This is a genomic window from Streptomyces sp. NPDC127106 (genome assembly GCF_042677605.1).
Classification (GTDB): domain Bacteria; phylum Actinomycetota; class Actinomycetes; order Streptomycetales; family Streptomycetaceae; genus Streptomyces.
In genome coordinates this window covers 1-15,232 of sequence record NZ_JBHXTC010000060.1, presented here as the reverse complement: position 1 = coordinate 15,232, position 15,232 = coordinate 1, and the positions used below count along the sequence as shown (strand labels likewise).

13 protein-coding genes and 1 pseudogene are annotated in these 15,232 nt (G+C 70.8%); 3 read left to right on the top strand and 11 right to left on the bottom strand.

The features are described from left to right. Window positions 1-5: 5 nt before the first annotated feature. Window positions 6-437 carry a DUF948 domain-containing protein gene (locus ACFVGY_RS31990; protein WP_385684118.1) on the bottom strand — a complete coding sequence of 144 codons (432 nt, stop codon included), beginning with the start codon at window positions 435-437 and terminating at the stop codon, window positions 6-8. A 254-nt stretch (window positions 438-691) separates the two neighbouring features. Continuing rightward, window positions 692-1,303, bottom strand: a complete 612-nt coding sequence (gene rpsD, locus ACFVGY_RS31985; protein ID WP_356848389.1) for a 30S ribosomal protein S4 — start codon at window positions 1,301-1,303, stop codon at window positions 692-694. Window positions 1,304-1,580: 277 nt separating this feature from the next. Here rpsD and ACFVGY_RS31980 point away from each other — a divergent pair, with 277 nt between their 5' ends. After that, the gene (locus tag ACFVGY_RS31980; protein ID WP_385684114.1) at window positions 1,581-2,237 is read left to right on the top strand and encodes a DUF2470 domain-containing protein; all 657 of its coding nucleotides are present in this window, start codon (window positions 1,581-1,583) and stop codon (window positions 2,235-2,237) included. A 125-nt stretch (window positions 2,238-2,362) separates the two neighbouring features. Here ACFVGY_RS31980 and ACFVGY_RS31975 read toward each other — a convergent pair whose 3' ends face one another. The 4 genes from ACFVGY_RS31975 to ACFVGY_RS31960 form a co-directional block, all read right to left on the bottom strand. Beyond that, a complete protein-coding gene (locus tag ACFVGY_RS31975; RefSeq protein WP_385684111.1) occupies window positions 2,363-3,712 on the bottom strand; it encodes a replication-associated recombination protein A in 1,350 nt (449 codons plus the stop codon). Window positions 3,713-3,752: 40 nt separating this feature from the next. Beyond that, window positions 3,753-4,358, bottom strand: a complete 606-nt coding sequence (locus ACFVGY_RS31970; protein ID WP_385684108.1) for a vitamin K epoxide reductase family protein — start codon at window positions 4,356-4,358, stop codon at window positions 3,753-3,755. Window positions 4,359-4,501: 143 nt separating this feature from the next. Continuing rightward, on the bottom strand, window positions 4,502-5,764 hold the full coding sequence (hisS, locus tag ACFVGY_RS31965) for a histidine--tRNA ligase (RefSeq protein WP_385684106.1): 1,263 nt from the start codon (window positions 5,762-5,764) through the stop codon (window positions 4,502-4,504). A 10-nt stretch (window positions 5,765-5,774) separates the two neighbouring features. Further along, window positions 5,775-6,488: an MBL fold metallo-hydrolase gene (locus ACFVGY_RS31960; RefSeq protein ID WP_385684102.1), complete on the bottom strand. Its 714-nt coding sequence runs from the start codon at window positions 6,486-6,488 to the stop codon at window positions 5,775-5,777. 164 nt (window positions 6,489-6,652) lie between these two features. Here ACFVGY_RS31960 and ACFVGY_RS31955 point away from each other — a divergent pair, with 164 nt between their 5' ends. Together ACFVGY_RS31955 and ACFVGY_RS31950 are read left to right on the top strand one after the other, a co-directional pair. Continuing rightward, window positions 6,653-7,435, top strand: coding sequence for a peptidylprolyl isomerase (locus tag ACFVGY_RS31955; protein ID WP_385684099.1), 783 nt, complete (start codon window positions 6,653-6,655; stop codon window positions 7,433-7,435). Window positions 7,436-7,622: 187 nt separating this feature from the next. Beyond that, window positions 7,623-8,852: a DUF349 domain-containing protein gene (locus tag ACFVGY_RS31950; protein ID WP_385684096.1), complete on the top strand. Its 1,230-nt coding sequence runs from the start codon at window positions 7,623-7,625 to the stop codon at window positions 8,850-8,852. Between the two features lie 74 nt (window positions 8,853-8,926). On the opposite strand, the gene ACFVGY_RS31945 is transcribed toward ACFVGY_RS31950, so the two are convergent. The 5 genes and pseudogenes from ACFVGY_RS31945 to ACFVGY_RS31925 all read right to left on the bottom strand — a co-directional run. Beyond that, window positions 8,927-11,365: a RelA/SpoT family protein gene (locus tag ACFVGY_RS31945; RefSeq protein WP_385684093.1), complete on the bottom strand. Its 2,439-nt coding sequence runs from the start codon at window positions 11,363-11,365 to the stop codon at window positions 8,927-8,929. Between the two features lie 274 nt (window positions 11,366-11,639). After that, window positions 11,640-12,182, bottom strand: coding sequence for an adenine phosphoribosyltransferase (locus ACFVGY_RS31940; RefSeq protein WP_385684186.1), 543 nt, complete (start codon window positions 12,180-12,182; stop codon window positions 11,640-11,642). Between the two features lie 5 nt (window positions 12,183-12,187). Further along, window positions 12,188-13,249, bottom strand: coding sequence for a protein translocase subunit SecF (gene secF, locus ACFVGY_RS31935; RefSeq protein WP_385684090.1), 1,062 nt, complete (start codon window positions 13,247-13,249; stop codon window positions 12,188-12,190). Between the two features lies 1 nt (window position 13,250). Then, window positions 13,251-15,026 (bottom strand): protein translocase subunit SecD, encoded by a 1,776-nt coding sequence (secD, locus tag ACFVGY_RS31930; RefSeq protein WP_385684087.1) that lies wholly within the window; start codon window positions 15,024-15,026, stop codon window positions 13,251-13,253. Between the two features lie 105 nt (window positions 15,027-15,131). Beyond that, window positions 15,132-15,232: pseudogene (locus ACFVGY_RS31925) on the bottom strand (preprotein translocase subunit YajC); the annotation flags it as partial.

Here is a 15,232-nt window from a genome sequence, read left to right as displayed (position 1 = left end):
GTGGGTCAGCCCTTCTGCTTCCGGCGCCGGGCCGCCGGCACCGTACGCCCAACGATCACGGTACGTCGCTCCGCGGCGGGCGGCGCACCCTCCTGGGTCCGACCCAGGGCCTTGCGGACCCCGTAGCCGAAGGCCGCGACCTTGACCAGCGGGCCGCCGAAGGTGGAGGCCACGGTGGACGACAGCGCGGACGCGTTGGAGGTGACCTCCTGGACGTCACTGGCGATGGCGTCGACCCGGTCGAGCTGCGTGCGTGCGGAGCGGACGGTCGTGGAGGCGTCCGCCAGCAGCGGAACGGCCTGCTCGGTCACCTCGGCCACCAGCTTGGTGGTCGCCTTGAGCACCTGGGCAAGCCTTGCCAGCGCCACGGCCAGGAAGGAGACCAGAATTGCCCAGAAGACGGCCACGAGGATCCCGGCCACCTCTCCACCGGACACGTCGCACCGCTCTCTGCATGTTGATCGCTACGTAGAAAAGTCGTTCTCCGACCCTATCGCGCCGGAGCTGGGCAGCCGTACCGAGAATCCCGGCCCACGGGCCCGCAGGACTCCGGAAACAATCTTGCCCCGGGGCCGGTCGGCCCCCTCGGGCGGGGTACGTCGTCCGGCGCCCGGAAAACAGGAAGCCCGCCGGCACCCCCGAGGGGGAACCGGCGGGCTGACCAGCCTGTGAGGCTACGCCTGCCGAAGGATCAGCGGGCGTAGTACTCGACGACGAGCTGCTCGTCGCAGATGACCGGGATCTCCTTGCGGTTCGGCTCGCGGTCCAGGCGGAAGGCCAGGGCCTTCAGGTTGACCTGCAGGTAGCGCGGGGTCTCGCCCTCGCCTGCGTAGCCACCCTCACGGGCGACCTGGAACGGAACCTTCTCGCGGCTGCGCTCGCGGACGGTGATGACGTCGTCCGGACGGACGCGGAACGACGGCTTGTCGACCTTCGCGCCGTTGACCTCGATGTGGCCGTGGACGACCATCTGGCGGGCCTGGTAGATGGTGCGGGCGATGCCCGAACGCAGGACCAGGGCGTCGAGACGACGCTCGAGCTCGACGACCAGCGCCTCGCCCGTCTTGCCCTCGGCCTTCTTGGCGCGGTCGTACGCGCGGGCCATCTGACGCTCGGAGATGTCGTACTGAGCGCGCAGACGCTGCTTCTCGAGCAGACGGACCTTGTAGTCCGAGTTCTGCTTGCGGCCACGGCCGTGCTCGCCCGGCGGGTAGGGGCGGGCCTCGAAGTACTTGACGGCCTTCGGCGTCAGGGCGATGCCGAGAGCACGCGACTTCTTGACCTTGGGTCGCTTCTGGTTCACGGGGAACCTACCTCCATGTAAGTTAGGTGAGGCTTACCTTATCGAGGAGGACGTAATGTCTCGACCGCATGGGATCCCCTTGCCCAGTGCGCATCGGAGTTCGGATTCCAACGAAACGGAATCCGCTTTCGACGACGATGAACAAGGTCAGCCGCGTCCCAGGGAAGGCGTTCGGCAGCTCACCGGAGCCGAACGCGTACGAACCCTCGTAGAGTCCAACGCCTCAGTATCCCTCACGCTCCCCGGTGCTCGTGACCAGGGCGAGTGGTGGACGGGGATGCCGGCCGCTGCGACCGTCACCCCGGACGGGGACGTGATCCTCCTGGTATCAGGGGATTCCACGGCTGCCAGGGCAGCCGTGCACGCCCAGGACGACGACCTCACCGCCGTGATCGAGATCACGGATGTGGCGCCGGTGTCCGTGCCCCATCGTATCCGAGGCCGCGCGTGGCTCGCCGGGTGGCTGACCCAGGTCAACGAGCACGACCGCCCCGCCTGCGCCGCACTGCTCGCCGAGCGCCACCCGGTGGGCGAACTGCTGCGCCTGCACGGCCGCCCTCAGTGGGTGCTGCTCCGGCTGGAGGTCGGCGACGTCTCCGTCGACGACCTGTGGGGCGCCGAGCGCGTGGACCCCGACGACCTCGCCGCGGCCGAACCCGACCCCGTGGCCGCCCACGAGACGGAACTCCTCCAGCACCTCGCCGCCGCCCACCGCGACCGGGTCCGCGACCTGGGCTCCCTGCTCGGAACGCGGGAGAGCGCGGGCCTGACCGCCGTCCCGCTCGCCCTCGACCGCCTCGGCCTGCGGGTCCGCTTCACCTGCCCCGACTCGGCGTCCGCCTTCGACGCCCGCTTCGACTTCCCGACCCCCGTCAGCGACGTCCGCGGGCTGCGCCGCGCCATGCAGAACCTCTTCGCCGCAGCCGGCCGCTGAGCGCTCCGCGGGAGGTGCCGCAAAAGGCCGGCGATTCTGCGGGCGCACTGGGGCCGGTCGCGCAGCTCCCCGGCGGCCCTTCGGGGCGCTGCCGAACCTCAGCCGACCCACCACGACCGCTCGGCCTAGGAACCGCGCAGGCGCTCGCGGACCTTCTCCACCACGTCCGCGTACCGCGCCTCCGCGCCGTAGCGCGTCGGCTCGTAGTACCGCTTGCCGTGCACCGCGTCCGGGGCGTACTGCTGCGCCGCGATGGCGCCCGGCACGTCGTGCGGGTACACGTAGCCCACCGCGTGCCCGAGCTTCGCCGCGCCCTTGTAGTGCCCGTCCCTCAGGTGGGCCGGAACGGTCCCCGCCAGGCCCGCCCGGACGTCCGCGAGCGCCGCTCCGATCGCGGTCGTCGCCGTGTTCGACTTCGGGGCCAGCGCCAGCGCGATCGTCGCGTGCGACAGGGTCAGCGCCGCCTCCGGGAAGCCGATCATCGCCACCGCCTGGGCCGCGGCCACCGCGAGCGGCAGGGCCGTCGGATCGGCCAGGCCGATGTCCTCGCTCGCCGAGATCATCAGCCGCCGGGCGATGAACCGCGGGTCCTCCCCCGCCTCGATCATCCGGGCCAGGTAGTGCAGCGCCGCGTCCACGTCCGAGCCGCGGATCGACTTGATCAGCGCGCTCGCCACGTCGTAGTGCTGGTCGCCGTCCCGGTCGTAGGCCACGGCCGCCCGGTCGACCGTCTCCTCCACCGTCTTCAGGCTGATCTCGTCCTCGCCCTTGGCCAGCGCCGCGCCCGCGGCCGCCTCCAGCGCCGTCAGGGCGCGCCGGGCGTCCCCGCCCGCGATCCGCAGCAGGTGCGCCTCGGCGTCCGCCGGCAGGGAGACGGCCCCGCCCAGCCCCCGCTCCTCGGTCAGGGCCCGGCGCATCAGCGCGCTCAGGTCATCGTCGGTCAGCGGCTCCAGCGTCAGCAGCAGCGAGCGCGACAGCAGCGGGGAGATGACCGAGAAGTACGGGTTCTCGGTGGTCGCCGCGATCAGCGTCACCCAGCGGTTCTCCACGGCAGGGAGCAGCGAGTCCTGCTGGGCCTTGCTGAAGCGGTGGATCTCGTCGAGGAAGAGGACGGTCTCCTTGCCGTACCCGCCGGCCGCGCGCCGGGCGCCCTCGATGACCGCCCGGACCTCCTTCACGCCCGCGGTGATGGCGGACAGCTCCACGAAGCGCTTCTGCGTCGCCTGGCTCACCACGTACGCGAGGGTGGTCTTGCCGATGCCGGGCGGGCCCCACAGGATCACCGACGAGGGGCCGGCCGGGCCGCCCGCGCCCTCCCCGACCAGCCGCCGCAGCGGCGATCCGGGCTTCAGCAGGTGCTGCTGACCGACGACCTCGTCCAGGTTGCGCGGGCGCATCCGGACGGCGAGCGGGGAGCTCGCCGGGTCCTTCTCCTGGCGCTCTTCGGCTGCGGCGGTGAACAGGTCTGGTTCCACACGGGAAGCCTAAGCGCTCGCGCCGACAGCCCGGGGCGGCTCAGGAGGTCCAGAAGTCCCACCAGCGGGTCAGGACCAGCATGCCGATGATCCCGACGTGCAGGACCGGCAGCACCCAGGTGAACTCGTCCAGGAAGCTGCGCAGCCAGCCGGGCGCGGGCAGTATCCCCTCGCGCACGTTGTGCGCGGTGACGTACCAGAACATGAAGATCGTGGCGACCCAGGCCAGGCTGCACCACAGGCACAGGGCGCCGATGCTGTACAGCGACTGGTACGTCAGCCAGGCGCAGAAGACGACGCCGAAGAGGCAGCCGGCGTTGAAGGTCAGCCAGTACCAGGGGCGGAACCGGGCCCCGGCGAGCACGCTCATCCCGACGCAGATCACGATCCCGTAGGCGACGAGGCCGAGCATCGGGTTCGGGAAGCCGAACACCGCCGCCTGCTCGCTCTTCATGATGTTGCCGCAGGAGACGACCGGGTTGAGGCTGCAGCCCGGCGTGAAGTTCGGGTCCTCCAGCAGCTTGAACTTGTCGATCGTGATCACCCAGGCCGCGAGCAGCCCGGCCGCGCCGGTGATCACCAGCAGCCAGGCCAGCGCCCGGCTGGCGCCGACGGTCCGCACGGTCTTGTCGCCTGTAGTCGTCATGCGGTGCATTCTGCCGCACGGACCTGTGCGCCCGGCCGGGAGGAAACCCGTACGTCCGCTGCTCGTCGTCCGGTTCACTGCTCCCCGCAGCAGCGGGGTTCGGGGCCGGACGGCGGCGTGCGCCGTCCGGCCCCGTCGTCACATCACGCGAGCTTCGCGCGCACGCTCTCGACCAGCGCGTCCAGCGCCACGGCCGTCTGCTCGCCGGACTCCATGTCCTTGAGCTGGACGACGCCCTCGGCCAGGTCGCGCTCGCCTGCGACCACGGCGAGGCGGGCGCCCGAGCGGTTCGCATCCTTCATGCTGCCCTTGAGCCCCTTGCCGCCGAACGAGAAGTCAGCCGCGATGCCCTCCTTGCGCAGCTCGATGACCTTGCCGAACAGCAGCCGGCGGGCCTCCTCGCCGATGGCGACGGCGAAGACACTGGTGGCCGCCGGGATGTCCAGCTCGACACCCTCCGCCTCCAGGGCCAGGACCGTGCGGTCCACGCCGAGCGCCCAGCCCACCGACGGCAGCGCCGGGCCGCCGATCATCTCGGACAGGCCGTCGTAGCGACCGCCGCCGCCGACCGCGGACTGGGAGCCCAGGCCGTCGTGGACGAACTCGAAGGTGGTGCGGGTGTAGTAGTCCAGGCCGCGGACCAGCTTCGGGTCGTCCTCGAAGGCCACGCCCGCCGCGGTGGTCAGCATGCGCACCTCTGCGTGGTAGGCCTTGCAGGCGTCGCACAGGTAGTCACGCAGCAGCGGCGCGTCGACCAACTGCTTCTGGACGTCGGCCCGCTTGTCGTCGAGCACCCGCAGCGGGTTGATCTCGGCGCGGCGCAGGGTCTCCTCGTCCAGGTCGAGCCCGCGCAGGAAGGCCTGGAGGGCCTCGCGGTAGACCGGGCGGCACTCCTTGTCGCCGAGCGAATTCAGCAGGATGCGGAAGTTGCTGAGGCCCAGCGAGCGGTACGCCTGGTCGGCCAGGATGATCAGCTCGGCGTCCAGCGCCGGGTCCTCGGCGCCGATGGCCTCGGCGCCGACCTGCGAGAAGTGGCGGTAGCGGCCCTTCTGCGGCTTCTCGTAGCGGTAGTACGAGCCCGAGTACCAGAGCTTGACCGGCAGGTTGCCCTGCTTGTGCAGGCTGGCCTCCAGGGCTGCACGCAACACCGAGGCAGTACCTTCAGGGCGAAGGGCGAGCTTGTCTCCGCCCTTCGTTTCGAAGGAGTACATCTCCTTGCTGACGATGTCGGTGGACTCGCCGACGCCGCGGGCGAACAGGTTGACGTCCTCGAAACCGGGCGTCTCGACGTACCCGTAGCCGGCCTTCCGCAGCGGCGCGGAGATGGCCTCTCGGACGGCCAGGTACTTCGCCGAGAACGGCGGGATCAGGTCGTACGTGCCCTTGGGGGCCTTGAAGGTGCTCACGAAAGTCTCGTCACATTCCTCGTCGTGGGGCGGCGGTCGGGTCCGCTCCCAGGCCGGCGGCGACCTCCCGCAGGTACGGGTTGGTCACGCGCTCGCGGCCGATGGTGGTCTGGGGACCGTGGCCGGACAGCACCACGGTCGAGTCGTCGAGCGGCAGGCACACGCGGGCCAGGGACTCGAGCATCTCGGCGTGGGAACCGCCGGGCAGGTCGGTACGTCCGATGGAGCCGGCGAAGAGCAGGTCGCCCGAGAAGAACACCGAGGGGATGTCGGCCTGCTCGGGCATCCGGAAGGTCACCGACCCCTTGGTATGGCCGGGCGCGTGCGCCACCGTGAAGTCGAGGCCCGCCAGCTTCAGCCCGGCGCCGTCGGTGAGCTCGCGGACGTCGTCCGGCTCGCCGATGGTGAGCTCGCCCATGAGCGGCATCCCGATGGAACGGCCGAGGGCCTTCTCCGGATCGCTCATCATGTAGCGGTCCTCGGGGTGGATCCAGGCGGGAACGTCGTGCGCTCCGCACACCGGGACCACCGAGGCCACATGGTCGATGTGGCCGTGGGTGAGGACGACCGCGACGGGCTTGAGCCGATGCTTCTTCAGCGTCTCCTCGACTCCCTGGGTGGCCTGGTGGCCCGGGTCGATGATCACGCACTCCTCGCCAGCGGCGGGGGCGACCACGTAGCAGTTGGTCCCCCAGGCCCCTGCGGGGAACCCGGCAATCAGCACGTTCGTCCTCATTCGTGTCCGGCGGGAGGGTCGGCAGCGGCCGTCGATCGCCAATGCTGCTGCTCAGAGCCTACCGGCGCGGCTCGTTCCACAGCGAACCCATATACGGTACGGCATAACCGAGCCCGGACAGCGGTACCAGACACGTACAAGGAGACGACCCGGTGGTCACGAGCGATCAGCGGCGGCGACAGCTCGCCAGGGAGAAGTTCGAGCGTCAGCAGCAGCGTCGGGCCGAGGCCCGGCGCAAGGGGCGGCAGCGGGCGATGGTGATCGGTGCGGCGGTGGCCGTGGTGCTCGCCGCGCTGGTCGGCCTGATCGTCGGCGGCGTCTTCGACTCGGGCAAGAAGGACGAGGCGGCGGACCCGGCGGCGAGCCCGTCGGCCGCGCCGAGCCCGAAGCAGTCCCCGGCCCCCGCCATGGCGATCGACCAGAAGGCCAAGTACACCTTCGCGCTGAAGACGAGCGCCGGTGACATCAAGGTCGAGATGGACGCGGCGAAGACCCCGGAGACGGTCAACTCGTTCAAGGCGCTGGCGGACAAGGGCTTCTTCGACAACACCAAGTGCCACCGGCTGACCACCTCCGGGATCTACGTGCTGCAGTGCGGCGACCCGGAGGGCACCGGCATGGGCGGCCCCGGCTACACGATCGCGGACGAGAACCTCGACGCCCTGGGCAAGCCGAACGAGCAGGGCCAGGTGATCTACCCGGCGGGCACGGTGGCGATGGCCAACACCGGCCGTCCGCACACCGGTGGCAGCCAGTTCTTCCTGGTCTACAAGGACAGCCCGCTGGCACCGTCCTACACCCCGTTCGGAAAGATCGACGCGGCGGGCCTGAAGGCGCTGGAGGAGGTCGCCAAGGCCGGCACGGCGGAAGGCGGCCAGGACGGCGCCCCGAAGACCCCGGTGACGATCCAGAAGGGCACCGTCACCCAGAACTGACGGGCAGGGCGGCGTGCCGGGTCGGCCCCGCGCCCCCCGCGGCGATATTCCGTCGTGCGGGATGCGGACAGCCGGCCCGGCGGTCGCCTATGTTGGCGTTGTGCAGGGCGGGCGCTGCCCGCCCCAGGAAACTGTGGACGATGCCCGGGGGTGGACCCCCTCGCAGGCATCAGGTGGAGGAGGCGCTGTGAGCAGCGACCCGTGGGGCCGCGTCGACGAGACGGGCACCGTGTACGTGCGTACTGCCGAGGGGGAGAAGGTCGTCGGCTCGTGGCAGGCGGGCACCCCTGAGGAGGCCCTGGCCTACTTCGAGCGCAAGTACGAGGGCCTGGTGGTCGAGATCGGCCTCCTCGAGCGGCGGGTGCGGACCACCGATCTGTCCGCCAAGGACGCCCAGATCGCGATCGACCACCTGCGCACGCAGGTGGAGGAGCACCACGCCGTGGGTGACCTCGACGCGCTGCGCGTGCGGCTGGACAAGCTGGTCGCGGACGTGGATGCGCGCCGCGAGGAGCGCAAGGCCCAGAAGGCCAAGCAGGCGGACGAGGCCCGGACGGCCAAGGAAACGCTGGTGGTCGAGGCCGAGGAGCTGGCGCAGAGCGACCAGTGGCGGGCCGCGGGCGAGCGGCTGCGGGCCCTGGTGGACACCTGGAAGGGGCTGCCGCGGCTGGACCGCAAGTCCGACGACGAGCTGTGGCACCGCTTCTCGCACGCCCGTTCCGCCTTCTCCAAGCGGCGCAAGGCGCACTTCGCGGCGCTGGACGCGCAGCGCGAGGACGCCCGCAAGGTCAAGGAGAAGCTGGTCGCCGAGGCCGAGTCGCTGTCGAAGTCGACGGACTGGGGTCCGACGGCCGCCCGCTACCGCGAGCTGATGGCGGACTGGAAGGCGGCGGGCCGCGCGCAGCGGGAGGCCGAGGACGACCTGTGGAACCGTTTCCGCGGTGCGCAGGACGTGTTCTTCGCGGCGCGCAGCGAGGTGTTCGCGGAGCGCGACGCCGAGCAGGTGGAGAACCTGAAGCTGAAGGAGGAGCTGGCCGAGGAGGCCGAGAAGCTCGTCCCGGTGACGGACCTGAAGGCGGCCCGTGCCGCGTTCCGTTCGGTCAACGAGCGCTGGGAGGCCATCGGGCACGTGCCGCGGGACGCCCGCGCCCGGGTGGAGGGCCGGATGCACGCCGTGGAGCGCGCGATCCAGGAGGCCGAGGAGGGCGAGTGGCGCCGGACGAACCCGGAGGCGCGGGCCCGTGCGGCCGGTCTGACGGGTCAGCTGCAGGCGGCGGTCGACAAGCTGCGCGCGGAGATCGACGCGGCGCGTGCGGCGGGCAACAACGCCAAGGCCGACAAGCTGGCGCGTGAGCTGGAGGGCCGTCAGGCCCTGCTGGACCAGGCGCTGAAGGGCCTGGAGGAGTTCGGCGGCTGAGTGTGAGGTGGCCGTCACCAGGAAGAGGGCCCCGGTAAGCGTCATGCGTACCGGGGCCCTCTCACGTGCCGGGGTCAGGGCCTCCGGGCGGAGGTGACGCGGTAGACGTCGTAGACGCCCTCCACGCCCCGAACGGCCTTCAGGACGTGGCCCAGGTGCTTCGGGTCGCCCATCTCGAACGTGAACCGGGAGGTGGCCACCCGGTCGCGGGAGGTCTGCACGGCGGCCGAGAGGATGTTCACGTGCTGGTCCGACAGGACCCGGGTGACGTCCGACAGGAGGCGGGAGCGGTCCAGCGCCTCGACCTGGATGGCGACCAGGAACACCGAGGACTGGGTGGGCGCCCATTCGACCTCGAGGATCCGCTCGGGCTGCTGGGAGAGGGAGTCCACGTTGACGCAGTCCGCGCGGTGAACCGATACGCCACTGCCGCGGGTGACGAAGCCGATGATCGGGTCGCCGGGCACCGGCGTGCAGCAGCGGGCCAGCTTGACCCACACGTCGTCGACGCCCTTGACGACCACGCCGGGGTCGGCGCTGCCGCGCCGCTTGGTGCGGGCGCGGGACGGCGGGACGCTCTCCTCGATGTCCTCGTTGGCGGCCTCCTCCCCGCCGAGGGCCTGGACGAGCTTCTGGACGACGCCCTGCGCGGCCACGTGGCCCTCGCCGATCGCCGCGTACAGGGACGAGATGTCGGGGTAGCGCATCTCGTGGGCGAGGGTGACGAGGGAGTCGCCGGTGAGGATGCGCTGGATCGGCAGGTTCTGCTTGCGCATGGCCCGCGCGATGGCGTCCTTGCCGTGCTCGATGGCCTCGTCGCGGCGCTCCTTGGAGAACCAGGCGCGGATCTTGTTGCGGGCCCGCGGGGACTTGACGAAGCCGAGCCAGTCCCGGGACGGGCCGGCGCCCTCGGCCTTGGAGGTGAACACCTCGACGAGGTCGCCGTTGTCGAGGGTGGATTCGAGCGGGACGAGGCGGCCGTTGACCCGGGCGCCTATGGTGCGGTGGCCGACCTCGGTGTGGACCGCGTACGCGAAGTCCACGGGGGTGGCGCCGGCCGGCAGGGCGATGACGTCGCCCTTCGGGGTGAAGACGAAGACCTCGTTGCGGGAGAGGTCGAAGCGCAGCGAGTCGAGGAACTCGCCCGGGTCCTCGGTCTCCTTCTGCCAGTCCAGCAGCTGGCGCAGCCAGGCCATGTCGTTGACGGTGTCCTGGCCGGCGCTGCCCTTGGCGGCCTGCGGCACGTCGGTGCGGATCTTGGAGGCGCCGGCGACGGTCTGCTGCTTGTACTTCCAGTGCGCGGCGATGCCGTACTCGGCGCGGCGGTGCATGTCGAAGGTGCGGATCTGCAGCTCGACCGGCTTGCCGTTGGGCCCGATGACCGTCGTGTGGAGCGACTGGTACATGTTGAACTTGGGCATCGCGATGTAGTCCTTGAACCGCCCCGGAACCGGGTTCCAGCGGGCGTGGACGGTGCCCAGTGCCGCGTAGCAGTCGCGGACGGTGTCGACGAGGACGCGGATGCCCACCAGGTCGTAGATCTCCGCGAAGTCGCGTCCGCGGACGATCATCTTCTGGTAGACGCTGTAGTAGTGCTTGGGCCGGCCGGTGACGGTGGCCTTGATGCGGGCCGCTCTGAGGTCGGTCTGCACCTCGTCGGTGACGATGGCGAGGTACTCGTCCCGCTTCGGGGCGCGTTCGGCGACGAGGCGGACGATCTCGTCGTACATCTTGGGGTAGAGGATCGCGAAGGAGAGGTCCTCCAGTTCCCACTTGATGGTGTTCATGCCCAGCCGGTGGGCCAGCGGGGCGTAGATCTCCAGGGTCTCGCGGGCCTTCTTCTCCTGCTTCTCCCGCTTGAGGTAGCGCATGGTGCGCATGTTGTGCAGGCGGTCGGCGAGCTTGATGACGAGGACGCGGGGGTCCTTGGCCATGGCGACGACCATCTTGCGGACGGTCTCGGCCTGGGCGGCCTCGCCGAACTTGACCCGGTCGAGCTTGGTGACGCCGTCGACGAGGAGGGCGACGGCGTCGCCGAAGTCGCGGCGGAGGTCCTCCAGCCCGTAGTCGGTGTCCTCGACGGTGTCGTGGAGCAGGCCGGCCATCAGGGTCGCCGGGTCCATGCCGAGCTCGGCGAGGATCGTGGTCACCGCGAGCGGGTGGGTGATGTACGGGTCGCCGCTCTTGCGCTTCTGTCCCCGGTGCCAGCGTTCGGCGACCTGGTAGGCCTGCTCGATCTGGCGGAGGGTGGCCGTCTCGATCTTCGGGTCGTTGCTGCGGACTATGCGCAGCAGGGGTTCCAGTACCGGGTTGTACGGGTTGGAACGCTGTACTCCGAGGCGGGCGAGCCGGGCGCGCACGCGGTTGGAGGACCCTGCGGGCTTCGTCGGCGCGGGCCGGGCGGGCGCGGGCTTCGCGAGCGGGGCCGGCGGGGGCGTGGCGGGGGGCGCCGCAGCCTTGTCGGCCTGGGGGTCGGGCTGCGCGGCGGAGAGTGGCTGGACCTCGTCTGGCAAGAGCGCTCCTCTGGGGGTCCCCCCGGACGGAGTCCGGGGGAGGATCCGGTGCCCCGGTCAGGTCCGGATATCCCATGGTAGCGAGGGTTCCGCCGGCCTGTTCCCCCTGCCCGCACCGCCTGCCCGCACCGCGGGCGTCCGCCGTGCGGGCGCCGGTCCGGGCGGCGGGGGCGGAGGTGCGGGGCCGCCGCCGGGCCCGGATGTGCCGGAGCGGCGGGCCCGGGGAGGATTCCCGGTGCCCGCCGCTCCTTCGCGCCGTTGCGCCGTCCGGTCGTCAGACGATGATCAGGGCGTCCAGCGGTGCGCCCGCGAGCGCCTCGGTCAGCCGTTCCCGTCCCGGCAGGAACGACAGCTCCATGAGCACCGCCACTCCGGCGACCTCGGCTCCGGCCCGGCGGATCAGCGACAGCGAGGCGTGGGCCGTGCCGCCGGTGGCCAGGACGTCGTCGATGACCATGACCCGGTCGCCGGCCCGGAGGTCCTCGGCGTGGACCTCGATCTCGGCGGTGCCGTACTCCAGCTCGTACGCCTGGGCGAGGGTCGCCCCGGGCAGCTTGCCGGCCTTGCGCACCGGCACGAAGCCGATGCCCGCCTGGACGGCCACGGGGGCGGCGAGGATGAACCCGCGCGCCTCCAGGCCGACGATCTTCGTCGCGCCGTAGCGGGTCGCCAGCCCGGCGAGGGTGTCCGTCAGCGCGGCGAAGGCGGCCGGGTCGGCCAGCAGCGGGGTGATGTCCTTGAACATCACGCCCGGCTTCGGGTAGTCCGGCACGTCCTTGATGCGGCTGAGGAGCAGCTCGCGGACCTCGGGGGGCATTGCGGTCATCGGCGGCGCCCCGCAGCCCGGCCCTGCGCCACGATCTGCGGCGCCTCATCCGTGTCGTACGCCTCGTCCTCCACGGACTCTCCCTTGGCGGTCGCGGCGGCCCGCTTGGCGAGGACCCGCTTGCGCAGGGCCTTCATCGCCGGCTCGCGCTCCTTGAGGTCCACGACCAGCGGGGTCGCGATGAAGATCGAGGAGTATGCACCGGCCGCGAGGCCGACGAACAGCGACAGGGAGATGTCGTTCAGCATGCCGGCGCCCAGGAAGCCGCCGCCGATGAACAGCAGGCCGGCGACCGGGAGCAGGGCCACGACCGTGGTGTTGATCGAGCGGACCAGGGTGCCGTTGATGCTGCGGTTGGCGATCTCGCCGAAGGTGTAGCGGGTCTGCTTCGTGATGTCCTTCGAGCCCTCCTTCAGACCGTCGAAGACGACGACGGTGTCGTAGAGGGAGTAGCCGAGGATCGTCAGCAGACCGATCACGGTGCCCGGGGTGACCTCGAAGCCGACGAGCGCGTACACGCCGACGGTGATGGTGAGGTCGTGGATCAGGGCGATCAGCGCGGCCACCGCCATGCGCCACTCGAAGGCGATGGCCAGGTAGATGACCACGAGGATCATGAAGACGCCGAGGCCGGTCCAGGCCTTGTTCGCGATCTGCTCGCCCCAGCTGGGGCCGACCAGGTCCGCGTTGATCTCCTCCGCCGGCATCTTGAGGCCGGCCGCCAGCTCCTTCTTGACGTCGTTGGCGGAGTCGGTGTCCAGGCTGGCGATCTGGATGCGCAGGGTGCCGTTGCCGAGCTTCTGGACGATCGCCGCGTGGCCGGAGGCCTCCTTGGCGAGCTCCCGGGCCTTGGCGTCCGAGACGGTCGTCTTGCCGGTGGTGAAGACGGCACCGCCCTTGAACTCGATGCCCATGTTGAGGCCCTGGACGGCCAGGCCCACGATCGCCGTGATGGTGATCAGGATCGAGACGCCGTACCAGATGAAGCGCTTGCCGACGAAGTCGTAGCCGACCTCGCCGCGGTACAGCTTGGCGCCGAGATCTCCGAGCTTCGACATCTCACGCCTCCTTTGCGTCGACGGGGGCGGGGGTGCGGCGCCGGGAGCTCCGCAGCGGCGGGCGGGCGCCCAGGCGCTTCGGGTCCAGGCCGGACCACGGGTGTCCGCTGGAGAAGAACTTCGTACGGGCCATCAGCGTCATGAGCGGCTTGGTGAAGAGGAACACCACGACCACGTCGAGCAGGGTGGTCAGACCGAGGGTGAAGGCGAAGCCCTGCACCTTGCCGACGGTGACGATGAACAGCACCGCGGCGGCCAGGAACGACACGAAGTCGGAGACCAGGATGGTGCGCCGGGCGCGCGGCCAGGCCCGCTCGACCGCCGGGCGCAGGGTGCGGCCCTCGCGGATCTCGTCGCGGATGCGCTCGAAGTACACGATGAACGAGTCCGCGGTGATGCCGATCGCGACGATCGCACCGCACACGGCGGGCAGGTTCAGGGCGAAGCCGATGCCCTTGCCGAGCAGCGCCATGAGCGTGTACGTGAGGACCGCGGAGACCATCAGGCTGAGGATGGCGATGAACGACAGGCCCCGGTAGTACACGAGCAGGTAGATCACGACCAGGGCGAGGCCGATGGCGCCCGCGATCAGGCCGGCCTTGAGCTGCTCGCCGCCGAGGGCGGCGGTGACGGTGGTGACGCTGTCCTCGCTGAAGGAGAGCGGCAGGGCGCCGTACGAGAGCATGTTGCCCAGGTCCTGGGCGGACTGCTGGGTGAAGCCGCCGGAGATCTCGGCGTTGCCGCCGGTCAGCGCCTGGCTGACGGAGGGGTCGGAGATGACCTTGCCGTCGAGGACGATCGCGAACTGGTTCTGCGGGGCCTGCTTGGTGGCCAGCTCACCGGTGATCTTGGCGAACTTGTCGGCGCCCTTGTCGGTGAACTGCATCGTCACGATCCACTGACCGCGCTGCGGGTCGATGACGCCCTGTGCTTCCTTGACGTCCGTACCGGCGACACCGGCCGGGCCGAGGATCCACTTGCCCCAGGCGGTGCCGCGCTGGCCGCAGGCGAGCGTCGGCTCCTCGGGCTTGGCGCCCTTGCCGGCGGCGACGCGCTGCTGCTCGTCGGTGCAGTCCAGGGCGGCGAACTTGGCCTGGAGGTCGGCGGCGGCCGCGTCCGCACCCGACGGGGTCGGGACGGGGGACGGGGCGGCCTTGTTGTCGTCTGCCTTCTTCGACTCGCTCGCCGAGGGCGAGGGAGAGGCCGTGGCGGCGGGGGCCTTGAGGGCCTCGCTGACCGCACGGCCCTGGGAAGTGGCGCTGGACGACGGGGTGGCCGACGCGCCGGGCTTGGCGCTGCCCTCTGCCTTGGGGGCACCGGAGGGGCTCGCGGACGGGCTCGGCGTGGCCGCGGGGGCGGCCGGGGCACCGTCGGCGAACGCCAGGACCGGGCGGAAGTAGAGCTGGGCGGTGGTGCCGACCTGCTCGCGGGCCTGCTGCTCGTTCACCCCCTTGGGGATGTTCACGATGATGTGGTCGCGGCCCTGGGTCTGGACCTCGGCCTCCGAGACGCCGAGACCGTTGACGCGGCGGTCGATGATGCCGACGGCCGTGTTCATGTTGGTCTCGTTGACCGCGTCCGGCTTGCCCGGTTCGCTCTTCGCCTTGAGCGTGATGGTCGTACCGCCCGCGAGGTCGATGCCCAGGCGAGGGGTCGTCTGCTTCGAGAGGAACATCCCCGCGGTGAGCGCCACCATCGCGATCAGGATGATGGCCAGGGCGCGCCCAGGCCTCCCCTGAGCCCCCGTGGGCCGTCGGCCCTTCTTCGGTGCTGCCACCTTGTCGTATCTCCCTGTCCAACCGCCCGGGCGGCGCTTCGGTCAGCGCGCGGACGGCCACGAAAATGTGTGGTGGGGACCCCTGCCCCCCGCAGAAGTATCACTGGCGGGGACCGCCATCTTCGCGTAGATCGCGTGGACGCCGGGGGCCACCTCAAGGGTGACGGTGTCCTCACCGAGCTCCTTGACCGTGGCGTACATGCCGC